The 22,435-nt window shown below is 70.1% G+C and carries 19 protein-coding genes and 1 pseudogene; 15 read left to right on the plus strand and 5 right to left on the minus strand.

Going from position 1 to position 22,435, the window contains the following annotated elements; translation table 11 throughout:
• Window positions 1–90 precede the first annotated feature (90 nt).
• Window positions 91–4,464, minus strand: coding sequence for a BREX system serine/threonine kinase PglW (gene pglW / locus OO57_RS29800; RefSeq protein ID WP_234337559.1), 4,374 nt, complete (start codon window positions 4,462–4,464; stop codon window positions 91–93).
• Window positions 4,465–4,923: 459 nt separating this feature from the next.
• Between pglW and OO57_RS29805 the strand changes: the two genes are divergently transcribed.
• The 3 genes and pseudogenes from OO57_RS29805 to OO57_RS29810 all read left to right on the plus strand — a co-directional run bounded on the left by OO57_RS29805 (window position 4,924) and on the right by OO57_RS29810 (window position 7,148).
• Window positions 4,924–6,072, plus strand: a complete 1,149-nt coding sequence (locus OO57_RS29805) for a PQQ-binding-like beta-propeller repeat protein (RefSeq protein WP_158715270.1) — start codon at window positions 4,924–4,926, stop codon at window positions 6,070–6,072.
• A gap of 37 nt (window positions 6,073–6,109) precedes the next feature.
• A pseudogene (locus OO57_RS47455) lies at window positions 6,110–6,499 on the plus strand (helix-turn-helix domain-containing protein); the annotation flags it as partial.
• Window positions 6,500–6,581: 82 nt separating this feature from the next.
• Window positions 6,582–7,148 carry a transposase gene (locus tag OO57_RS29810; RefSeq protein WP_081974058.1) on the plus strand — a complete coding sequence of 189 codons (567 nt, stop codon included), beginning with the start codon at window positions 6,582–6,584 and terminating at the stop codon, window positions 7,146–7,148.
• A 134-nt stretch (window positions 7,149–7,282) separates the two neighbouring features.
• Here the strand turns inward: OO57_RS29810 and argS are convergent, their stop codons facing one another.
• Window positions 7,283–9,043 (minus strand): arginine--tRNA ligase, encoded by a 1,761-nt coding sequence (gene argS, locus OO57_RS29815; RefSeq protein ID WP_033255818.1) that lies wholly within the window; start codon window positions 9,041–9,043, stop codon window positions 7,283–7,285.
• Window positions 9,044–9,215: 172 nt separating this feature from the next.
• Between argS and OO57_RS29820 the strand changes: the two genes are divergently transcribed.
• On the plus strand, window positions 9,216–9,854 hold the full coding sequence (locus OO57_RS29820; RefSeq protein ID WP_418909921.1) for a nucleotidyltransferase domain-containing protein: 639 nt from the start codon (window positions 9,216–9,218) through the stop codon (window positions 9,852–9,854).
• Here the strand turns inward: OO57_RS29820 and OO57_RS29825 are convergent.
• From OO57_RS29825 to OO57_RS29835, 3 genes are read right to left on the minus strand one after another with little or no spacing between them, the layout of a single operon-like run.
• Entirely contained in the window at window positions 9,832–10,299 is a 468-nt protein-coding gene (locus tag OO57_RS29825) for a PPC domain-containing DNA-binding protein (RefSeq protein WP_033255819.1), read from the minus strand. The two genes, OO57_RS29820 and OO57_RS29825, sit on opposite strands and share 23 nt — an antisense overlap.
• A 10-nt stretch (window positions 10,300–10,309) precedes the next feature.
• Window positions 10,310–11,380 carry an asparaginase gene (locus tag OO57_RS29830; RefSeq protein ID WP_324606806.1) on the minus strand — a complete coding sequence of 357 codons (1,071 nt, stop codon included), beginning with the start codon at window positions 11,378–11,380 and terminating at the stop codon, window positions 10,310–10,312.
• Window positions 11,381–11,407: 27 nt separating this feature from the next.
• Window positions 11,408–12,943 carry a helix-turn-helix domain-containing protein gene (locus tag OO57_RS29835; RefSeq protein ID WP_158715271.1) on the minus strand — a complete coding sequence of 512 codons (1,536 nt, stop codon included), beginning with the start codon at window positions 12,941–12,943 and terminating at the stop codon, window positions 11,408–11,410.
• A gap of 242 nt (window positions 12,944–13,185) precedes the next feature.
• On the opposite strand from OO57_RS29835, the gene OO57_RS44905 reads away from it, so the two are divergent.
• The 11 genes from OO57_RS44905 to OO57_RS29885 all read left to right on the plus strand — a co-directional run bounded on the left by OO57_RS44905 (window position 13,186) and on the right by OO57_RS29885 (window position 22,330).
• On the plus strand, window positions 13,186–13,860 hold the full coding sequence (locus OO57_RS44905; protein WP_199811353.1) for a hypothetical protein: 675 nt from the start codon (window positions 13,186–13,188) through the stop codon (window positions 13,858–13,860).
• A complete protein-coding gene (locus OO57_RS29845; protein WP_199811354.1) occupies window positions 13,860–14,537 on the plus strand; it encodes a thymidylate kinase in 678 nt (225 codons plus the stop codon). Before OO57_RS44905 ends, OO57_RS29845 begins: the two co-directional genes overlap by 1 nt.
• Window positions 14,537–15,406 (plus strand): isocitrate lyase/phosphoenolpyruvate mutase family protein, encoded by an 870-nt coding sequence (locus OO57_RS29850; RefSeq protein ID WP_033255820.1) that lies wholly within the window; start codon window positions 14,537–14,539, stop codon window positions 15,404–15,406. The genes OO57_RS29845 and OO57_RS29850 overlap by 1 nt, the downstream gene beginning before the upstream one ends.
• Before the next feature lie 25 nt (window positions 15,407–15,431).
• The gene (locus OO57_RS29855) at window positions 15,432–15,893 is read left to right on the plus strand and encodes an NUDIX domain-containing protein (protein WP_033255821.1); all 462 of its coding nucleotides are present in this window, start codon (window positions 15,432–15,434) and stop codon (window positions 15,891–15,893) included.
• Window positions 15,894–15,898: 5 nt separating this feature from the next.
• On the plus strand, window positions 15,899–16,561 hold the full coding sequence (locus OO57_RS29860) for a TylF/MycF/NovP-related O-methyltransferase (RefSeq protein WP_033255822.1): 663 nt from the start codon (window positions 15,899–15,901) through the stop codon (window positions 16,559–16,561).
• Complete coding sequence (locus OO57_RS29865) at window positions 16,558–17,502, plus strand: NAD(P)-dependent oxidoreductase (protein ID WP_051778420.1); 945 nt, start codon at window positions 16,558–16,560, stop codon at window positions 17,500–17,502. The genes OO57_RS29860 and OO57_RS29865 overlap by 4 nt, the downstream gene beginning before the upstream one ends.
• Window positions 17,499–18,386: a hypothetical protein gene (locus OO57_RS29870; RefSeq protein WP_158715272.1), complete on the plus strand. Its 888-nt coding sequence runs from the start codon at window positions 17,499–17,501 to the stop codon at window positions 18,384–18,386. The genes OO57_RS29865 and OO57_RS29870 overlap by 4 nt, the downstream gene beginning before the upstream one ends.
• Before the next feature lie 29 nt (window positions 18,387–18,415).
• Window positions 18,416–20,314 carry a radical SAM/SPASM domain-containing protein gene (locus OO57_RS29875; RefSeq protein WP_051778422.1) on the plus strand — a complete coding sequence of 633 codons (1,899 nt, stop codon included), beginning with the start codon at window positions 18,416–18,418 and terminating at the stop codon, window positions 20,312–20,314.
• Window positions 20,311–21,054, plus strand: coding sequence for a hypothetical protein (locus OO57_RS29880; protein WP_033255823.1), 744 nt, complete (start codon window positions 20,311–20,313; stop codon window positions 21,052–21,054). The genes OO57_RS29875 and OO57_RS29880 overlap by 4 nt, the downstream gene beginning before the upstream one ends.
• 80 nt (window positions 21,055–21,134) lie before the next feature.
• On the plus strand, window positions 21,135–21,302 hold the full coding sequence (locus OO57_RS44230; protein WP_158715273.1) for a hypothetical protein: 168 nt from the start codon (window positions 21,135–21,137) through the stop codon (window positions 21,300–21,302).
• Window positions 21,303–21,379: 77 nt separating this feature from the next.
• A complete protein-coding gene (locus OO57_RS29885) occupies window positions 21,380–22,330 on the plus strand; it encodes an aKG-HExxH-type peptide beta-hydroxylase (protein WP_051778423.1) in 951 nt (316 codons plus the stop codon).
• Window positions 22,331–22,435 lie beyond the last annotated feature (105 nt).

Raw genomic sequence — 22,435 nt, forward strand, 5'->3', positions numbered from 1 at the left:
GGCGGACCGTGCGGTTCCCCATTTTGCCAGTTCGGCGCACCCGAACGATCAGCCGTTTCGAAGCTCGATGTCCGCCGCAGGCACGTCTTGTCAGGCGGCGGCGCTCCGTGCTCGGAGCTCGTCCAGGAAGTCCTTGATCAGCACGGCCCGCTCCGCCTCACCGAGCACCTCGACGATCATCCCGTCCAGCTGCGGGGTCTCGTGCGGCGCCTCCTGCGGGCAAAGCAGCCACAGGCCGTGCGGGGCATCGAACTCCCTGCGAGCAGCGTTCTGCAGCGTGACCAGCAGTTCCCGTCCACCGGCGTCCTGGTAGCGAGCAGCCAGCCCGGCGTCGTGCAGGAACAGCACGTGCATCGGCCCGGCAGTCCCCAGTCGCTCGCGCAGGCGTTCACCGACGCGGGTCCAAGTGCCCTTCACGTACGACGCCAGCCCTCGCGGCAGCTCGCCGGACTCGGTGAACTTGGTATCGATGGTCAGGACACGTCCCCAGTCCGTCCCGTGCTCGGCGGCCAGCGCGCGGAACTCGCGGAGGAAGAGCCCGCTCAGCGATACCGGCTCCACGCCATATGCATCGGCGATGAGGTCCGCAGTCCCGGGGAGATGCTTGCCTCGCAGGGTCAGGGCCAGGAAGCCTCCGCGGCGCAGGGCGTCGTCCAGCTTGGCCCCGAGGAGCGCCTTCGGGTCTCGGCCGGCTGCCGCCGACGCTGCGGCTACGCCGACCGCGCTCGGGAACAGCGTGGTCGCGGTCGCCGAGGCGGTCATGGAGCGAACGCCTTCCGGGACCGGCGCGCGGAAGCGCTTGGTTTCCGTGTCGTATTCGAGGACGAATCCGGCGTGCTGAAGCGCCTCGGCCAGCGCCTCTTCCAGCTCGACTGCTGTCGGTTCACCCAGATCCAGATCGGGGAAGCGCAGCCGCACCTTGGCGAGGAGCTCCTCCGCGGTCGCGCCCCGGTCGCGCCTGATCCCGGCGGCGGCCTGCGAGATGCGGATGGCCTGCGCGAGGCCGAGGCCCCTCGGGTAGAGCTCGAGGCGTGGTGAGTACAGGGCGTCCTGCGCGGCTGCCGAGGCGAGTGCCACCAGGCGCCCGTCCGACACGGGAGTCATGCCGGCCGGCACTGGTACGGACCGAAGGTCGCGGATCACGACGGCGCGGTCCGGCAGGGGTTCGGTCTGGGCGAGTCGATCCGCTTGTTGTCCGAGTGCCCGGGCGTAGTCGGCGAGTTCGGGAGCGCTGGGGTCGTTGGTCCCGGACAGGGACTCGCACGCGATGAAGACTCGGCCGCTGCGTCGGAGCACCGCGAGTCGCGGCTGGTCGTCGTCGGCCTTGTTCTGCGGCCAGGCCTCTGCCTCCACGGCCGCGCGTACTACGGCGAGCGCCAGCGCCTCGGCACGCTGCGGGTCCTGTTCCCGTACGCCCTTGCGGATTCGCAGGTCGGTTGCGGCTTCCTGCGCGGTGACCACGCGGCCTGATCCGGCGACGAACGCGAGGATTTCCTCCCGGAGACCCGTGAGGAAAGGATCAGCTGCCCAGGACTGGATCGCGGCGACGTGGCTGCGCGAGACGGTCGCCTGCGAGATGTCGATCGCCTTGGCGATGTCCGTCTGGGAGCACCAGACCGGCAGTGTGGAGAGCGCTCCGTCCACGCCGGGCAGGCCGAGTGTGAGCCTGATGATCTCGCGCTTGCGCGAGCCCTTGCTGTTCGGGCCCGGGTCGAGGTGGGCGGCGATCTCATCGATGCTGGCTCGGGCAGCCATGTCCGCCGGCAGCTCTGCCAGGTCGATCTTCGGGGCCGTGGCCGAGCTCTCCGACTTGCCTGCGGGCTGTGCGGCAGGTGCAGCGGTCTTGCGGAGCTTCGCCGTCCACTGCTTGTGCCGACGGTTGAGCTCCTTGCGGATCACCGCGCCCGCGCCACGTGCCCGGGCGATCTGGTGCAGCGGTACGTTGAGAAGCTCCCCGACCGTGGTCGCGCCGAACGAGTTCGCGACGGACTGGGCCCGCGGCGAGAGACCGGCGTCCTTGAGCAGGGTGTCCGGTTCGGCCTGCGCGGCGACGCGGTCGCGAGCGGCCTGCAGGTCCTCCGTCTCGTCGTCCTCGTCGTCGGGCGCCATTGCATCGGCCTTGGCGAACACGGACTCCCATGCTTCGTGCATCTGCCGCAGGGTGTCGAAGCGGCGGTCGGCGTCGCGATGCAGCGCCCGCCGGAAGAACGCCGTCAGTCCCTCCTTCAGGGCAGGCTCGAAGACTTCCTCCGCGATCACCGGGTATTCGTCGTCGGTGGTGCGGGGATCGGTCATCTCGTCGCCCCAGCGGGGGCGCTCTCCGGAGGCCATCTCGTGCAGGGTGACCGCTGCGGCGTAGTACTCGGCGTGGTGGTCGAAGACCGGTCGGCGCGGTGTGTCCAGGAACGGGTCGAGGTAGCCGCGGGTGCCGGCCTTCACGTCCCGTTCCGAGGCCTCCGCGAGGGAGAAGTCGAACAGCACCAGCTGCCAGGAGCGGTCGGCCCTTTGGAGCACGCCGAAGTTGTCGGGCTTGAGGTCTCGGTGCCACACCCCCTTGCCGGCCAGCTGGTCGAGGGCGGTGAAGAGGTCACGGCCGAAGCGCTCCAGCTCGTGGTACGTCAGGCGCCCGTCTCCGCGCAGCCGGGCTCCGAGCGAGCGCTCGCCCGCGTACTCGAGGTCCAGTACCGTCCGGTCGTGGATCTTGCGTGGGCCGGCGAGAAGCCGCACCACGGCGCCCCCACCGACCTTGGCCAGCACGTCCGCCTCGGACTCCAGGCGGTCGTCGCGGGTCTCGTCCAGGGAGACCTTGAGTACGCGCCGTTCGACCCGGATCGTGCCGCCGAGATCTTCTACTTCGCGCTGCACGAGCAGAGCCCTGGCCGTGGCCCCGGTGCCGAGGACCTTCTCGACGCTCCACTCCGCGTCGACGCTCTGCCCCGCCATCGCAATGAGCGGGTCCACGCCAACGGGTGTCAGCGCTTCCGTGGCCGCTGCGTGCTCGATCCGGTCGAGCTCGTCCAGGAACCGGTCCACCGAGTCGAGCCGTTCGGCGACATCTGCCCTGGTCGCCTGATACACGAGGCCGTCGAGCTCTTCCGACACGGCGTCCGAGACCGCCGAGGGGCGCAGCCCCCCGTCGTTCGTCAGGCGCTCGATCATGGCGCTGCGGCGCTCGGCCGGCGGTTCGCCGCTGAGGATCAGATGGGCGAGGGCGCCGAGGCCGAAGATGTCCAGGTCGACCGGGTCGGCGAATTCCATGTCGAACTCCGGCGCCAGGTAGACCTGGGCGGCGTTCTCGACGTGGTCGCCGCCCGCGCTCGGGTTTCCGAGAGAAGGGTGCGAGGAACTGTCGAAGTCGCGGGCGGCGACCTGCCAGTCGATGATGCGCACGACCGGGCTGGACCCGTCGGGCTTGGAGGAGACGTACACCGACCGGGCTGCGAGAGCGCGGTGGTAGAGCGAGCGCTGGTGGGCGTAGCGCAGCGCGTCGGCGATCTGGCGCACGAGTTCGAGTCGGGTCTCGTGGGTCAGCGAGGTGCCGTGGGTGGCCAGGTAGGCGTCCAGGCGCAGGTCGGAGGCGCGGTGGTTGAAGAGGATGGCCGGGCCGCCCTGGTGGTCGCGGAACTCCCGGGCCTGGGCGATGCCGCGGTGGCTGATGCCCTGAAGGACCTGGTACTCGCGCCGGGCTGCTCGTTCGACCGAGTTCCGGGTCTCCGCGGTTGCCTGGAGGCTCACCAGGTAGACCCGGACGCGGCCTTCCTCGCGGATGGGCTGCTCGCGGATGGCGAGGCGGTCTTCCCAGGTGGGGCCGCCGTCGAGGGGGCGTCCGGCGAGGTTCCAGCCGTCGCCGAAGTTCAGGTGGGCAGTGGATGCCCGCACGCCGATCCTCTTCATGAGGTCGGGCAGTGCACGTGCCAGGTCGAGGCGCTCGCGCCGGGCGGCCTCGGAGTCCCGCTGCGGTGGCAGGCCGAGGAAGTCCTGCCAGATGCGGGGCAGGCCGCTGGTGCCGTCGTCGCGGCCGTAGACGTTGGTCTGCTGGACGGTGTCGAGCTCGGATCGCAGGCTCGGCGCGGACAGGAACACCGCCGGTGAGATGAACGGGATGCGAACGCCTGCGTGGGAGGTCTGTGCGGCCCAGGTCAGCCGTGCCCGCAGTTCCTTGGTCTTGAGGTCGGTCAGGTGCAGGGGATTGTTGATCGTGCGGACCCGGTCGGGGCCGTGGAAGTTCCAGGTGCTGCCGTTGTTGACGAGACGCCCCGGGTGCGCCTTGAGCTCGACCAGGAACAGGCCGCGCGGCACGAGGATGAACAGGTCGCACTCGTTGGTGCGGCCCGAGGCGGCCGTGAAGGAGAAAGTCGCCCAGGCCCGGAAGGGCTCCGCCTGCGGCATCAGCGCCTTGACGTGGTCGAGCGCCTCCTGCTCGTGCGGGAACGGGGAGGGGCGTTCCTGGAACCAGCGCTGCACGCGAGGCGGTGCAGGCTTCGGCCGACGGGCCCCCGAGCTGTCGTCCTTGCCTGCTGCCGACACCCCTGTGCCCTCCCTGGTCCTTACGCCCGGCCGTGGACGAACCACGGCCTGCTCCACGGCGGTGACCCTATCGTTCGGGGCCGACACGTGGAGGGGTGTAGTCCTTCTCGTGATCAATCGGCTCGTGGACGGCGGGCTGTCGCCCTGGGTCGTCCCGGGGCATGGCGCAGTCCGGAGCCAGCCGATCACTGTCAGGTACAGTCTGCACTGCTTCGGTGATCAGGCAAAGGGGGAATGGTGATCTTCGCAGCTCGCCGGGAGTACCGATGGGTCGGTGCTGCCGGCCTTGTCTTGGCACTGGTCGGCTCGTTGTCTGCCTGCAGCAGTTCAGCTCCTCTGTCCGCGGAGGGGGCTGTTCCTGCTGCTTCCCGGCATCTCCAGGCTTTCGATCCGCCGATGGCATTCGACTTCGGCGATGGTCCGGGCACAGGAGACGCACTAGACGAAGGGGTGCAGCCCTCGACATCGAGCCCCGAGCGGCAGCGTCCGGCGATCGCGCTGAAGGACACGACCGCCTTCGTGACCACCGAGGACGGGCTGAAAGCTGTCGATGTCGTCACCAGGAACACGCTGTGGAGTGCGGTCAGCACCATTCCCGCCTCGAAGAGCGGCTTCGGTGCCGAGACGGCCGCGCCGCTGCCCGCCCACTTCCACGGCGTCGACGCCGTGCTCGTGGCCTTCTCCCGCTACCTCCCGGGCACCGGGACCAGCAGGGGCCGGAACGTGATCGAGATCCTGGCCGCCGACGCCACGACGGGCAAGACCGTCTGGAGCGCACAGGTCGACCTTGTGGAAACGCCACTGAGTCAGCAGGCCGTGACCCGCGACGAATCGCTGCTCGCCGACGGCGTCAGGGCCGCGCAGGTGGTGGCGGTGGACGACCAGAGCGTAGTCGTGTCCGATGACGAGACGACCTACGTGGTCGACGCGGGATCCGGGCAGCTGAAATGGACCAGGGCGGGGTTCCACGCGATGCAGCTCGTCGACGGCATCGTGGCCGGTGCCGAGGCTCCGACCTACGGAGAGCGTCAGCTCGCAGGCTACGGCGCATCAGACGGCAGCCCCCGGTGGACGGCCCTTCACACGGAAAGCCGGGCGGTGGCTTCCTCCGCCGGCCCCGGCCTGCTCGCGATGTCCGCCTCCGACGGATTCGCGATCGTTGACGCCCGCGACGGAACGGTCCGCGCTCACCCCGGGCCTGGGGCGTACGTTCACCCCTGGCACTGCGACTTCGACGGGACATCCATCATCGTCTGCAACGACCAGCTGTTCGGCCAGACGCGCTCGATCGCGGCCTTGGACGCGACGTCGATGAAATGGCTCTGGTCGATCACGGAGACCCAAGGAGGACGACTCGTGCCGGAGGTCACCGCCGTGTGGCACGGAGCGGTGTACGGCCGGACGACCAACGGCAATGTCATCCTCGACGCACGCACCGGCGCTGACAAGGCAACCCCGAAGCTGGCCCCCTTCCTCGTCAACGCCTACGTCGGCATCGAGAACAGGGGCCGCAGCGTCACCTTGATGCGCTCCACGGGATACTGACTTCGGCGCGTCAGGGTGAATCTGTGCGAAGTGCCTGATGGGTCTGAAGCGGTGGCTGTACCGGTGGTGTGTGAGATATGCGGATGGTGGCGGGCTGACCGCCGCGGGACGGCTGCGTCGGGAGTCGGTGCGGGTGCAGGCTGCCGAGTTGTTCGAGCAGGAGGTCAAGCCGGCGGAGGTGGCCCGTCGCCTGAGGGTGAGTGTGAAGTCCGCCTATCAGTGGCACCAGTTGTGGCGCGCCGGTGGCGTGCAGGCGCTGGCATCGCGTGGCCCGGCTGGATCGCGGTGCCGCCTGTCGCCGCGCTGTCTGGCCGAGCTCGCCGCGTATCTGGACGAGGGTCCGGCCGCGCACGGCTGGGTGGAGGACCAGGTCTGGACGGCCGCACGGGTGGTCACGCTCATCGGGCGGAAGTTCCACGTCACCTACAGCGTCTCGGGCGCCACCAGGCTGATGCACCGCCTCGGCTTCAGCCCGCAGGTCCCCGGCTCGGGCGGCCTGCGGGGGATACATCTGCTTCGAGGACGAGGCAGGCTTCACCCGCCGACCGCCCCGAGGACGCACCTGGGGCCGACGGGGCCGCACTCCGGTCGTGACCGTCAGCGGGCGCCGCTCGGGACGTTTGTCAGTGGCGGGGCTGATCGCGGTGCGGCCGGGCTCGCGCACCCGGTTGTGCCACCGCCTGGTCGCCCACCCCGCAGGCAAGGGCCAGCGTCGCAGCATGGGCGAGCGCGACTTCATCGCCCTGGTCGACGGCGTCCACCAGCTCGTCAAGGCGCCGATCGTGCTGGTCTGGGACCGCCTGAACACCCATGTCTCCCGCGCCATGCGCGAGTTGGTCGACCAGCGCGCCTGGCTGACGGTGTTCCTGCTGCCCGCCTACTCGCCCGACCTCAACCCCGTCGAATGGGTCTGGGCACACGTCAAGCACAGCCTCGCCAACCTCGCCGTCATGGCCCTTGACCGACTCGAAGCCCTCGTCCGCAACCGGCTCAAACGCCTGCAGTACCGCCCCGACACCCTCGACGGCTTCATAGCCGGCACCGGCCTGACCCTCGACACCCCACCCTCACCCTGACGAGCCGAGGTCAGTAACGCCGCGCCATCCCGGGAAGCTGCTCGCCCCGTACAGACAGCGGACCTCGCCCGGCACTGGACGAAAGGCCTTCGAGCAAGCCGATCACAGCCGGCCCACTCGAAGGCCTTCCTCAGCTACAGCCGCTCGGGCGTTCCGATGCCGAGGAGGTCCATGCCCTGGCGGAGGGTCTGGCCGGTGAGCTGGCACAGCAGCAGCCGGGTCTCCATGACCTCGCGGCTGGGGGCCTTGAGGACGGGGCAGTGCTCGTAGAACGCGGTGTACGCCGCCGCGAGGCTGTGAAGGTAGGCGCAGAGACGGTGGGGTTCGAAGGTCTCGGCGACGAGGTCGATCGTGGCGCCGAACTCGTCGAGGAGGAGGCCTAGGGCACGTTCGGCCGGCTCGAGGGCGAGGTCCTGGTGGGCGGTCGGGGTGACGCCGTCGGGGGCCTTGCGCAGGATGGACTGGATGCGGGCGTAGGCGTACTGGAGGTAGGTGCCGGTGTCGCCATTGAGGGAGACCATGCGGTCGGCGTCGAAGATGTAGTCGCGGGTGCGGGAGGTCGAGAGGTCGGCGTACTTGACGGCGCCGATGCCGACCTGCGTGGCCCGGTCTTCGAGTTCTTCGGCGGGGAGCTGGGGGCTCTTCTCGGCAACGACGGTGTGGGCCCGGTCGACGGCTTCGTGGAGGAGGTCCATGAGGCGGACGGTCTCGCCGGAGCGGGTCTTGAAGGGCTTGCCGTCCTTGCCGAGGACGGTGCCGAAGCCGAGGTGCAGCGCGCGGACATTGTCGGGGAGCCAGCCGGCGCGGCGGGCGGTGGCGAAGACCATCTGGAAGTGAAGGGCCTGGCGGCTGTCGACGACATAGAGGAGCTGGTCGGCGCCGAGCACGCCGACGCGGTCGCGGATGGCGGCGAGGTCGGTAGTGGCGTAGCCGTAACCGCCGTCGCTCTTCTGGACGATGAGCGGGGTCGGCTCCCCGTCGGGGCCCTTGACGTCGTCGAAGAAGACGCACAGGGCGCCGTCGGAGCGAACGGCCACGCCGGAGGCTTCGAGGTCGGCGCACACGTCGGCGAGCATCGGGTTGTAGTAGCTCTCGCCGATGGCGTCGGCGCCTTCGAGGAGGACGCCGAGGCGTGCGTAGACCGCTTCGAAGTAGGCCTTCGACTCGTCGACCATGCCCTGCCAGGCGGCGACGGTCTCGGCGTGGCCGGCCTGCAGGTCGACGACGCGCCGCCGGGCGCGGTCGGCGAAGTCGGCGTCGCTGTCGAACTTGGCGCGCGATGCCTTGTACAGGCGGCTCAGCCTGGACATCGACGGCCCGGAGTCGTCCGGTTCGGTGCCGTCGTCGAGCCCTGTCGGGTGCTCGAGGAGGTACTGGATGAGCATGCCGAACTGGGTGCCCCAGTCTCCGAGGTGGTTGCGCTTGATGACCGTCTCCCCGGAGAAGGCCAGGGTCCGTACCAGGGCATCGCCGATGATCGTCGAGCGCAGGTGGCCGACGTGCATCTCCTTGGCGATGTTCGGCTGGCTGTAGTCGATCACCGTGACGCCAGGTGCAGCGCTGCTGCCGACGCCCAGCCGGGCGTCCGCCGCGCGGGCGGCCAGCCGCTCCAGGATCGCGGCATCCGCGATCGAGACGTTGATGAAGCCCGGGCCCGAGACCTCCAGGTTCGCGATCACCTCGTCCGCGGCCAGGTTCTCCAGGACGCGCGCGGCTACCTCGCGCGGGTTGGCCCGCAGGGGCTTGGCGAGGCTCATGATGCCGTTGGCCTGGAAGTCGGCGCGGTCGCTTCGTCGCAGCTGGGGGTCGCTGTCCGCGGCGTCGGGGAACGCAGTGGAGATCGCCTGCGCGAAGCGCTCGCGCAGCGCGTCGGCGATGGAGAGGACCGTAGCCATGGAAGAAGGGACCACTTCTGTGAGAGAGCGGATCCGCAGACGGGCTGCGGGAGTCGCGCGGCTACCGCGCCGGGTCGGCATTCGGCGCCGCGCGCCGATCGTCCCATGTGGGGCCCCGGGAAACGGACCGATTTACCGCTGCCGCCGCTCGGGAGGCACCAGGATGGATGCTGTGATCGACGAGAACGCGACCGTGCCGGCGCAGGGCCCGTGGGCTCCGCTGGCACCGCACGAGGTAGCCAGATTGTTGGCCGGGGCGGACTTCCCCTGGTGGATCGCCAGCGGCTACGCGATCGAACTGGCCGTTGGCGAGCCGTATCGCGAGCACGGCGACCTCGACGTGCTGGTGCTTCACCGCGATCAGCAAGAGGTCCGCCGCTTCTTCGACGGATGGGACCTCTTCATGGCAGACCCACCCGGAGCGGGTTTGCTGCGTCCCTGGCCGCCGGGCGAAATTCTTCCGGCCCGGGTGCACGACGTGTGGTGCCGCCGCGCACCCGACGAACCATGGTCTATCCAGCTCATGTTCGACGAAGCCGACGGCGAGGAGTGGGTCTCGCGTCGGGACGCTCGTGTTCGGCGCCCTCTCGCGCAGCTCGGCCGGGTGACGTCGGCCGGTGTTGCGTACCTGAGCCCCGAGGTGCAGCTGTTCTACAAGGCGAAGAACGTACGGGAGAAGGACCAGCTCGACTTCGACCGGATGCTTCCCCGTCTCGATGCCGACCAGCGGGCGTGGTTGATGGGCGCTCTGAAGTTGGTGCTGCCGGGCCACGCCTGGTTGGGCCGGCTCAGGCAGTGGGGCCGAAGGTGAGGAGCGGCACGTCATAGAGGTCGGGGTTGCGGGGGCGGGTCATGGTGGGCCCGGTGACCTCCATGATGAGGAGCTCGCTGAGGAACTGGACGCGGGCGTTGAGCAGGTGGCTGGTGCGTCCGTCGGCGTCTTCGCCCTTGAGGCCGGCGGCGAGGTGGATGTGCGGGAGGATCAGGCCGGTGGCGGGATCGTGGGCGAGGGTGCCGCCGCCGAGGGCTTCGACGAATTCGACGCGGGTGCGGTCCCAGAGCGGCTGTTCGGGGTGGGTCAGGCCGTTGCAGGTGCCGACGATCTCGGCTTCGGAGAACGCGCCGATGAACATGGGGATATAGCCCTGCCGGACGTCGTTGTCCTTGCAGAAGGCCGTGAGGGCGTCGAAGAAGTCCTCACCGTGTTCGAAGGTGACGCCGAACGTCCGGCCGAGGGTCAGTTCACTGGCACGCATGAGCAGGTCCTCACTGGGTCAGGGGCTGTTGCGGAACGCGGGATCGGAGGGCCACGGTCTTGAAGGCCGCAGCGATCTCATCGCTCTTGCGCCCCTGGGTGAGGAGGACATGCAGGAGCAGCCGGGCCTTGTAAGCGTCGAGGTGGCCGCCACTGATCAGTCCGCGGCCGAGCAGGTCCTTCTCCGAGCCGGGGAAGCTGTAGGTCGCTTCCAGGACCGGCCCGTTGCCAATGCGGCTGGTGAGGACGACGGGGATCCGGGCGGCGGCCGCCTCCAGAGTGGCCACGAAGTTCTGGGGAACGTGGCCGGCGCCGAACGCGGCGACGACGAGTCCGTCGCACGCCTCGGCCATGGCGGCGAGCAGGGTGCCGTCGTCGCCGAGGGTCGCGGTGTACAGGCCGACGCGCGGCATCGGCTCGGTGAGCGGTCCGGGGAACGTGGTGCGGGCGGCGAGCGGGTGGTGGAGGTGGACGCGGCCCTCGTAGAGGCGCCCCAGGGGGCCGGTGGCCGGGGAGGTGAACGCGGCGGGGCTGGTGCTGTGGGACTTGCGGACGGTGCGGGCCGCGTGGATCTCGTCGCCGAGGACGACCACGGTGCCGGCGCCGTGCAGTTCGGGGGCTGCGGCGGCGATGACGGCGGCGTGGATGTTCGCCGGGCCGTCCGCCCCGGGCTGGGTGGGGTTGCGCATGGCCCCGGTGACGACGATCGGCCGGCTGCCCGCGTGCAGGAGGTCGAGGAGGTAGGCGGTCTCCTCGATCGTGTCGGTGCCCTGGGTGACCACCGCTCCGTCGCAGCCGGCCCCGAAGGCGTCGGCGACGGCATCGGACAGTGCGGCGAGGTCGTCGAAGCCGAGGGAGGCGCCGGGCAGCCGGCGGAAGTCGTGGACCTGCAGGTCGACGTCGAGGCTCTGCAAGGCGGGGACGGCATCGAGGAGTTCCTGCGCGGACAGGGCAGGGACGACTCCGCCGGTGGCCGGGTCTGCGGTCATGGCGATGGTCCCGCCGAGCGAGAAGACCGCAACTGTCCTTTTGTGCAACGCCGTTGTCTCCCTGTCTGCGGGCTTTCCGCGAGGGGGTGCCACCGCGCGGCCTTCGGGCAATCTACCGGTTCAGGTGGTGCGGTGGGAGGCGACGAAGCGGCATGCGGCGTCCAGACCCGCCAGACCCAGAAGCCGGCTGCGAGGGCGGGCGAGGGCGCGTGTTCCCGCCAGGGCGAGTTGGTGACAGCGTCGGGTGAGCCAGGCCCAGTCAAGGCCGAGATAGTCGGCGGTGGCGGCGAGGCGGTCGCGGGCGAGGCCGGCCGCGGTCACAGAGTGTGCGGCGGCGTGTCCGACGGCGTCGGCGAAGGCGTGCAGATCTGCCGGTCGTGTGGTGAGGCCGAGTTTGGAGACGGCCTCGGCGCGTACCCAGCTGGCGATGACGGCGCGCTGTCTCGGGAGCAGGACGAAGCCGTCGGTCTCCGCGAGGTCGGGGTTGTCGGTGATCCAGGTGGTGATGCCGAGCGATTCCATCAGGGCGATGGCCAGGAGGAGCAGGATCCGCTCGTGGGCGGGGGAACGGGTGACCGCCTCCGACGGAATGCAGAAGGCGCGGCCGGTCGCGGTCGTCGCCTGCGGCGTGCCTGGGGCGGTGTGGCGGAGGTAGGCGAGTTTGTGCGTGAACAGGAGCCAGGTGGCGGCTTCCTCGCCGGTCCGCTCGCGGGTCCAGAAGATCGGCGACTCTCCGAGGGCGGCGCGGTTGTCGAGGATGTAGCCGGCGCTGGCTTGGGAGCCGATGAACATGAGGGAGCCGGCCGTCAGATCCTCGTCCTGAACCGCGGCGGCCAGCGGGTCGAGATCGGCGCCGTTCGTCAGGGGCAGGAGGGTGTGCAGGTCGGTGTCGTCGCCGAGGAGGGCGGCATCGAATCCAGCCACGGCCCACAGGATCCCGTACGTGAGGTCGTCGAGCTCGTACGCGGACGGGATTCGCAGGATGCGGCCCCGGTCGTCTGCACTGTCCTTGGTCCGGGTTCCGTAGCGGGCGTCGACGGCGAACTGCCGGATGCTTCCGTCGATGGTGCGTGTGGCGATCACGAGGGCGCGGGTGGGTGTGCCCGCCCAGGCGTCCAGTTCCGGGCTGCGGCTGATGTGGAGCTCGTTGCCGCGGAAGGTGTCGGCGTCGAGTACCAGGGCGGGCAGAAAACCGCCGCTCAGGTTCTGGCCCACGGAGAGGTGCAGCTGCCGCGGGCCGGCCGGTTCGGGGATGAGCGGCGGGGAGGGCGCTCGAAGGGTGGGTGCGGTGGGTGCGTCGAGGCTGCTGGGGAGCGCGCCGGCCAGCTGCTCGGGAAAGTTGAGGGCCTGGGCCCACTGCGTCATCCTCTTGCGGTCTTTGACGGCCCGTCGCCCGCGCTCCAATCGGCTGATCTCCGACTGGTCGCTGTTGACGATCCGGGCGAAGGCCGTCTGCGACAAGCCGGTGTGGGAGCGGACGAGGCGGCTGACTGCTCCGAGGTCCCATGCCGCCAGGGCTTGCCGCACCTGCGGGTCCTGCCAGAACTCGGGCGCAACGTGTAACCCGCGACGGCAGGGGCCGCACCTGGTTTCGGCGTTGTAGCGGCTCAAGGCGTTGCCGCAGGAAGTGCACCGCCGCTGCTGACTGCTGTCCACCGTCGCATTCTTCCCTGTGATTACCCGTCAGGTCGGCGGCATGGGGCGACTCGCATAAACGCCCATAAGCGCAGCCCGACGTCTTCGCCACCATGGAGGGATCGCACGCAGGCCCGCTCGGTGATCCTCTCCGTCACAGGCCGTGTGCCAGGAAGGACCTTCAGGTGATGAGAACGATGAGCCCCGCAGGGGAGTCCGCCGTGCCCTCTCTTCGAGCGGCGTGGCGGACTCTGGCGGACGGGTTGCTGATCCAGAGGCTGCACCTGCACGTTCAGGAGTGGCGGGAGCTCGTACAGAGCTCGGGGAGCCTGCCCGACCTCGGCGGCGTGCCGGTGGCCGCTCTCGCCGCCCGTCCCAGCCACGTCCCCGGGCCGCAGGCGCAGGAGGTGCTGGCGGGCGCCGGTCTGACGTACTGGTGGTCGCTTCCGCAGCTCCACGGCGTGGACGCCGACCCGGACTCCGGCCGGATCCTCGGCGCAGCGGAGCAGGCCAGGCAGCGGCTGGTGGCCGAGGGCGCGGCACAGCCGTGGGCCGAGGCGCTGAGAGCGGTGTGCGAGGCGAGTGCGTGGTGGGTCGGGTTCTTCGCGATCATCAGGCACCGCGGTGTGCGGCATCTGACGTTGGAGCCGAATCCGGAGGCGATCCGCGCCCAGGTGCTGGACAGCGCTGCCGGCGCGGTGGCCTACGGCATGGCGGACCGTCTGCTGGCCTCCGCCTTGCAGACGCGGGACGACGTGTCGGCCCGGGGTGCCTACTGCGAGGCCGTCTCGGCGGGCATCGAGATCGAGCGCACGCTGCCGGCCCTGCTGGAGGAGTTGGGTGAGTTGCGCCTGGTCGACCTCGTGGCCACGACCGTCGTCTGGCGAGGCCAGTTCACCAAGTACGCGGGCGGCACGGGAGCAGGGCAGGTCGAGTGATGATGCACCGTTACCCCTTCATTGCCATCGAGGGCCTGGACGGCACGGGGAAGACCACGCTCCGCAAGGGGCTGTTCCGGCTGTGGCAGGGCCTGTTCGACATCACTCCGCTGTGCCTGCTGACCACGAACTTCCTGTCGGCCGAGCACGCCGGGCAGATCGTCGCCGGCAAGTACCGTCCGTCGGCGGAGAACGCCGCCGCCTACCTGTCGGCCATCGCCGCAGACAAGAACGCGACGCTCCGGCAGCTGGTGGAGCCGCAGCGGCGTGCCCGGCCGGTCATCGCGGACCGCTGGGTGCTGAGCGAGCTGGCGTTCTTCGCCGTCAAGCACGGCGCCCGCGCCCAGGACACCTACAAGGCGCTGGCCGACCACCTGTCGGAGGGCCCGGACGTGACGCTCGTGCTCGAGCTCCCTGCGGTCGACTCCATGCAGCGGGCCAAGGGCCGCTCCGGTGACGCTGTGCGGGCGGACTGGGACGTGCACCACGTGCAGTCCGCGGTGCACGAGGTCTACGCGGACGTGACCGCTTCTCCTCAGTCGTTTCCGCTGCTCGGCACCGTGGTCCGCCTGGACGCCTCCGCCACGCCGGCCCAGGTCCTCGGCTCCGCGTGGAGCGCACTCGAGCACCTCGGACTGATCCCCGGTCTTGCGACCGACAACGAGTTGGAGAGCTGATGCCCATATCCGACGCCACCGCCCGGCTACGCCTGGCGCTCACCGCGCCGGCGTCGGCCCGGCCGCTGCTCGCGGCAGGGGCTGTGAACGCCATGGCTGCCCGCCTGGCCGTGGAGGAGGGCTTCGACGCCCTGTGGGTGAGCGGTCTGGAAGTGTCCGCCGCCCTCGGCCTGCCCGACGCCAACGTGCTCAGCGCACGCGACCTCGGCGACGTGGTCACCGCACTCGGCCGCGTCACAGAGCGCCCGGTGATCGTCGACGTCGACAACGCGGGCGGCACCGTCGACGGCGCCGCCCGCATCGCGGCCGATCTGGTCAGGACCGGGGCCGCCGCGATCTGCCTGGAGGACAGCGCCTACCCCAAGTGCAACAGCTTCGCCGCACACTCCTCCCAGCAGCTGGCTTCGGCGGACCTCGTCGTCCAGCAGATCGCGCGCATCCGCAAGACGGTCGGCGACGCCCTGGTCGTCATCTCCCGGACCGAGTCGTTGATCGCCGGGATGAGCCTGGAGCTCGCCATGAGCCGCTCGGCGCGCTTCGTCGAGGCCGGCGCGGAGGCCGTTCTGATCCACTCCAAGGACCAGAGCGGCGACCAGCCCCGCGAGGTCGCGGCCCGCTGGAGCTATCCGGCTCCGCTCGTCACCGTCCCCACCGCCTTCCCGCAGCTCACCACCGCGGAACTGGGCGAAGCCGGCTATCGGCTGTGCATCTACGCCAACCAGTTCAGCCGGGCCGCTCTGGCCGGCATGCGCGCCGCGGCCCGCCAGTTCACCCGCGAGGGCACCTTCCGCCCCAGCGCCGAGGCCCCGCTCGCGGCCGTCGGCGACCTGCTGCGCATCGGCGAACCGGACGCGCTGTCCTGCATCTGACCCCACGCCCCGAGGGAGCCCCGCGATGACCCTTCCGCGCATCAGCGTGTCGGTGAAGGCCGCGATCCTGCACGACGACCAGGTCCTGCTCCTCTCCTACGACGACCACTCCGGATTCCACTACAACCTGCCCGGCGGCAAGGCACAGGAAGGCGAGAACCTGCGCGCGGCGGTTCACCGCAAGGTCGCACAGGAAACCGGCCTCGCGGTGGCCGCCGACCGGCTCCTGCTGGTGACCGAGTACGTGCCGGCCGCGTGGAACAACGAGTTCGGGACCGTGCACAAGACCCAGTTCACCTTCCTCGCCCGCCCGCTGGGCAACACCACCACTCCGCGGTTCCAGGACCCGCCCGACCCGATCCAGGTCGGCTTCGAGTGGACGCCCGTCGACAGGCTCACCGAGGTGTACCTGCTGCCCCGCATCGGCGAGCCGCTGGTCGCCGCCCTGCACGGTCGGCTCCGCGACCCGTTCATCGACAGGTGGTGACCCCGATGGACGACGTACGCGAATGGCTCCTCACCGAACACGCGAACACGATCTGCGCCGACCGGCTCAACGTCATCGAAGGTGAACTGAACGGCCTGGTCCACCGCGGCGTCGACGGGCCGATCGTGGAACTCGGCTGCTACCGCGGCGCGATGGCCCTGTGGATGCGATGCGTCCTGGACACGCTCGGCGACCTGCGGCGCGAGATCCACGTCTTCGACTCCTTCGCCGGCATGCCCGCCCCCGGCATCCAGGACTCCGACCACCTCGCCGAGGGCGAACTGCGCTCCACACCGCAAGCCGTCCTCGACACCCACGCCCGCTGGAACCGCACGCCACCGACGATCCACCCCGGCTGGTTCGAACAGACCATCCCCACCGCCCTGCCCGGTGCCATCGCCCTCGCCTACCTGGACGGCGACTTCTACGCCTCCACCCTCACCGGCCTGCGCGGCTGCGTACCGCGCCTCGCCCCCGGCGGCGTTCTCCTTCTCGACGACTACGCCGACACCACCGCCAACCCCAGGGCGTGGGACGGCCTGCCCGGCGTCAAGCGCGCCTGTGACGACTTCTTCGGTACACCGACCCCCGTCGAGGTCGTCATCGGCGACGGAGACCTCGCCTTCGGCCGGATCATGGCACCCGCCCGAGAGAGCGCCGGGCGATGACAGCCACCGTCCTCGTCGCCAAGGGCGCGGCCGACCCGAGCGCTCTGCGCCTGGCACTTCCCGGCGTCGAGATCACCGAAGTCCCCGACTTCGACTCCCTACCCGACCATGCGCACCGGACCACCGTCGTCGCCCTGCGCTCGGGAGCCCGACTGGGCCGCGAACAGCTCGACCGGCTGCCGATCCTCCGGCACGTCATCCGCGTCGGCTCCGGCACCGACAACATCGATCTCCACGAACTCGCCCGCCGCGGCATCACCTTGCACCGCAACGCGCACGCGAGCGCCACCGCCGTGGCCGAGTGGTGCCTGGTCGCCGCACTCAACCTGGCCCGCCGCATTCCCCTGGGCCACAACGCCCTCGCCCGCGGCCGGCACATGAAGGACGCCTGCCTCGGAAGGGCACTGTCGGAGCTGGACGTCGCCGTCTGGGGAGCCGGCCCCGTCGGACGGTCGGCCGCCAGCCTCCTTGCACCCTTCGCCCGCCAGATCGTCTTCGCGCAGTGGCCGTCCAACCCGCCCGAGCTGCCGCAGCTGCCCGCTCAGGCCCTGCGCGAACGGGCCGATGTCCACGTCCTCGCCGTGCCGCTGCGGGCCGACACGCGGAGGCTGTTCGACGAGGCGTTCCTCACCGAGGTCGCCGAGCGCCGGCCGCTGGTGATCTGCGCCGGCCGGATCGAGACACTCGACGCGGGAGTGTTCCTGCACGCGCTCGATGACGGCCGCATCGGCGGCCTGGCCCTCGACGCGATCGACCCCGAACACCTCGAGCAGGTGAACGCCGCGATCGGCCCGCGGAACCTGCTGGTCACACCGCACATCGGGGCCCAACGCACCGATGTCCGCCAGGCCCTGGACACCTGGCTCACTCAACTCATCATCTCGATCACAACAGGCTCCAGTGCGGCCCCGGAGCACGCGCCCCTCCTGGAGGTCCGGTGATCGGGGACTCGGCTCGACGCCGACTGCGCATCGCGGGGCAGGCAGCCGAAGAGCTCCTTGCCGCTCATCCGGGCGCGACGGTTTGGCTCGAAGGAGCCCTGGCATGCGGACTCGCCCATGCCACCAGTGACGTCGACCTTCGCCTCGTGGGCAACGGAGCGTTGCCCGAGCCCCGTTCGTGGCTCAGCGACGGCGTGCGGGTCGACCTCCAGGTCTCCACGCCCGACCAGATGACCAGCCTGCGTGAGCTTCTGCGCGGCTTCGAGATCCGCGCCGACGATCTCGCCCTATTCCGCCGGGTCCGTAGGGAGCTGCCCAAGCTGACCGGCCTGCGCACCGCGAAGGACTACGAGGCAGGCCAGTGGATCCCGGTCGTGGACTCCGACGAGGCCGAGGTCTACCGTGCCTGGGCTGTGGCCGACCGCGCCGAGACGGTGGCAAGCCTCACCGAGGACCTCCTCGGCCTGGTCGCCGACGAGCAGTACGCCTCGGCGGACCTGGTGCTGGATCGTCTCGTGCTGACGCTCGCCTCCGCGGAGTGCGCCGCAGCCGGCCAGCCCCTGCTCGGGGAGAAGTGGCTGCCGCTCATGGTCAGCCGGCCCTCGGCCACCGAGCCTCCGACCGGACTGTGGCACGACACCACCTGGGAATGGTTCCGCCCGCTCCAGCGGCGCCTGACCGACGCCCTGCTGTCCTGCCATCTCGTCAACGGCAGCAGAAGCACATCGGCCGAGGTGCCGGTCGAGGCACAGGTCGACGGTCCGGCGTGGCTGGCCCAGCGTTACAGCGACGGCTGGTTCCTGCGCCGTGCCGACGACCGCGTACCGCTCACCGGTGCGGCTCTGCTCGCCTGGGCCGAGCGCCTGGAGCGCGAACCCACCTGACCACCGCGAGGCACCTCTGGAGGTGAGCCTTGTCCACCGCCCCGACCTCGAACGACCTCGACTCCCTGTACGCGCGCCTCGATACGGCCGACGTCACCTCGGCCGTATCGGTGATCCTCAAACTGCGCGGCGAAACCTGCGACATCGACTGCCTGTACTGCTTCGAGAAGCGGAAGGAAGCCCCTGGTGGACGCCGCGTCGACGCCGCCGACGTTCACCACCTGTCGGCGATCTTCGCCGGCCGCCCGCTCGCGGTCGAACTGCACGGCGGCGAGCCGCTCACCGCCGGCCAGGACGCCGTCGCCGACGTCCTGCGTGCACTCGCGGCGAACCCGAACGTGGTCCGGGTCAGCCTCCAGACCAACGGCCTGCTCCTCGACGACTCCTGGCTCGACCTCTTCGACGAGCACCTTCCCGGGCTCGAGATCAGCATCTCCCTCGACGGCGACGCGCGCGGAAACAGGTGGCGGGTCGGCTACGACGGCCTTCCCGTCTACCCCAGGATCGTCGACGCGCTGCGGCTGCTGGAGCGCCGCGGCCGGACCGCCTCGCTGGTCTGCGTCGTCACTACGGAGATTCTCGGCCGGGCCGAGGAGGTCATCGACCACCTCGCCGCCTTCCCTGCCGTGACCGCTGTCAACCTTGTCCCCTGCTTCGACAGCTCCGTCCTCGCACCAACCAAGGCCGCATCCAGGCGGCCCGGCCCCAGCCGCACCCTGCAGGCAGAGGCTCTCGGCCCCGCCGGCCCGGCCTGGGCCATCACCCCCGAGCAGTACACGGACTTCACCCTCGCCGCCGCCGTCCAATGGGTCCGCGCCGGCTGGTTCCGCACGGTCAAACTGGATCCGGTCGTCTCCGTGATCCGCCGCCTCCGCGGCCTTCGCACCGGCTCCTGCCACTTCGACGACCTCAAGTGCGATCACGTGTTCACGCTCTACCCCGACGGACGCCTCGGCAGCTGCGACGAACTCCCCTGGCCGCAGGCGCAGTTGGCCCGGTTGCCGCTCATCCGCTCGCAACAGGCGGTTCGCCGCGCCCAGGGCCGCTCGCCGCTGCTCGCCCAGGCCCACACCCTCACCTCACCATGCGTCTCCTGCGACTACCGCGAGACCTGCGGCGGAGGGTGCATGGCCATCCGCCTGCGCCACACGCAGGTCGGCCGAGCAGACGCCTACTGCGACCACCGCATGCGCCTCATCGACGGCATCGCCGCCCTGCTCGCACAACCCGAGCACCCCGAGGGCATCCGGTGTACGCGCCTGCGCTGGCACCCGCGCCACCCGAACCAGATGCACGACGTCACCGCTTTCCTGAACCGCTGGGACGACCCAACCGCTGCCCGGCACCCGGCCCGCCTCCACACCAGCCCGCTCGGCAACATCAACACCGTAGGACTCCCCGGCATCCACGAAGCGGACGACCTCGACCCCAGGCACCCACAGTGGCGCGACGGCATAGAGCCAGCCGTCTTCCCACTCGTCCAAGCCGTCACCGAAAGCTGGGGCTACATCACGTACGACAGCTGCCAGGGCCACCCCGCCACGCCCGACGCGCCCCAGCGCGAGCTGGCCATCGGTATCCTGCCGCGCGACCGGACCGAGGCCGCCGAGATCGCCGCCCGCCTGTGCCACCTCGCCGCACTCGCCGACGCGGTGCTCCCTGCGCACTGCACACTCGACGTCGGCCGCAGCCTGCTGACCTGTTCCAACAGCCAAAACCGCTACCCGGTCCTCGACGTGCGCCTCATGCCCTCACCCGGAAGCCGCCCCGACGACTACCTCGCCGACCTCCCCGCCGGCGGCCGGCTCCTCGCCGAACTCGCCGAGCGCCTCGCCCACCGCCCGGCCGGCGGCGACCTGTTGCACTGCGCCTGCCCGCCACCGTCCTCCCGCCCGCGCACCCTCGAACCGTTGGAGGTCCGTCGGTGATCCACATCGCCGAGACACTGAGCATCCACACCGTCGAGGACTTCCTCGACGCCGACGAGGTACGCCAGCTCAACGAACTCATGGACGCAACCCTCGCGCTCCAAGGGCGCGAGTCCTTCGACCTCGCCCGCACCTCCACCATCCACGAAGTCCCCGGCCTGACAGCGAATCAGGCACGCGCACTCTACGAACCCGCCGGACGTGTGGAGATGACCGACGTACCGGCCCCGGCCCGGACCATCCTGGACGCCGCCATGATGCGCAGCCACCCCGCGATCACGCGCGGCATGCCGTCGATCGAGGGCCACCGTCCCTGGATCTTCCTGGAGTACCAGGCCGGCCAGTACATCAGCGCCCACGCCGACGGCATCGCACCCGACCCCGCTGCCTGGCCGCGCCAGATCGCCGCGGCGAGCGTCACGATCGCAGACGCGCCCGACAGCAGCGGCGCTTTCTACGTCGAGACCAGCGGGAGCGACGCACCCTGGACCTCGCCGACCCTGGACGCTCCCGCGGGCTACGCGCCCCGCATGCGCTTCATCTCGGAGGGCACCGACGGCTCCTCCGCCTGGTTCACCTCGATGAAGCGCACCCGCTGGACCGTGCAGCCCGCCGTCGGCACCCTGTGCCTCTTTGGCAGCCAGCTCGTCCACGGCACCGAGCCCGTGAAGGCCGGCAGGGTACGGAAATTCCTCACCCTGCTCACCGCAGACACCCCCGCAGCACACGGCTCCCGGTGAACCTCCCGGTCCGCCGGAGCCGCGGGCCTCCGCCGAAGCACCGGCCTCGCCCACCACACATCCACCTGCATGGAGGACCCATGGAGTACAACGACCCGTTCAGCGAATTCGTCAGCGCCGTCGAAGCCCTGCACGACGACGGCCCCGTGGGGATCACGGCCCACACCTCCAACTCGTCCGCCCACGGCTGGAACACCTCCCGATCGGCCGCGATCGCCGAGGCACCCGCCGCGGACGTCGAGCAGTAGGCACATCAAGGACCCGGTGCGTCCGGCACGACCCGGTGCTCCGCGCCGGACGCACCGCCTCCCGAGGAGATGCAAACATGACCGACCCCGTGACCTACCAGCTCTTCCACCTGCCCAGCCTCGACGAGCGACGGGTAGCCCGGACCCAGCGCATCGCCGAGGTCCTCGGCAGCAGCCTCACCGGCCAGGACCCGACAGGGCCCGCCATCACTCACGCGGTAGCCCACCACCTGCTCGAAGGAGCAGAGCAGGCCGCCCACAACCGCGATGCCGAACTGCTCTCCTGGTACCGGCGCACCGAACTGCGCGATCTCGGCTACCTCACCGCCACAGACACCTCCGGCGCAGCCCACCTGCTCCTCAACCCGCCACACGAGCAGCTCCTGCAGTCACCGCTCTCGGACACCGCCTACTACCTGATCAACCCGCAGACCTCACCCGCAGCGCCCGACAAGCACGCACTCCTCGCGGCGGCATTGGGCTCTTCCCACAAACACGGCTTCGGTGACCTGTTGGACCAGTACGCGCCGATCATCTGCCTCCTCGAACGACGTGAAATGCGCGACACCCTTTTCAGCTGGAGCATCACGCGCCTTCCCGGCACGGTGTTCACCGACCATGTGGACTCCCCGGAGGTTCTCGCGCGGGACCTTATTCACGAGGCCGGACACCATTGGTTCAACGACGCCCTGACTGCGGCATCGGTGTCATTTCCGGAGAATGCGGCCTTCTATTCGCCATGGCGGAAGACAATACGTCCCGCATTCGGATTCCTCCACGCCTGCTGGGCGTTTTCCCTCACCGCCATCTACAGCGCCCAGGTGGTTGACACTGCTCCTTCTCCGGCGCAGGGCTTTCTGCGCAACTACCTGACCGACCAGGGCCGCCTCCTGCGGGACGCTCTGCCGGCCCTGTCCGACGCCGTCACCCTCATCACGAGCGGGCCTCTGCGTGACCAGCTGTCGAAGGCAGTGGACGCCGCCCTGGGATGCACACCTGGAGCAGTCCATCTGCTCCCCGCCCAGTAGCGGGTGCTCACCGGAAGTCGCAGGTCAGGTCACGAATTCCGCATTGGTGATCGCATGGTGGTCGCAGTCGGCCATCCAGACGTGAAATCTGTAGCCTCGCGGGCT

The organism is Kitasatospora phosalacinea (assembly GCF_000717185.1).
Classification (GTDB): domain Bacteria; phylum Actinomycetota; class Actinomycetes; order Streptomycetales; family Streptomycetaceae; genus Kitasatospora; species Kitasatospora phosalacinea_A.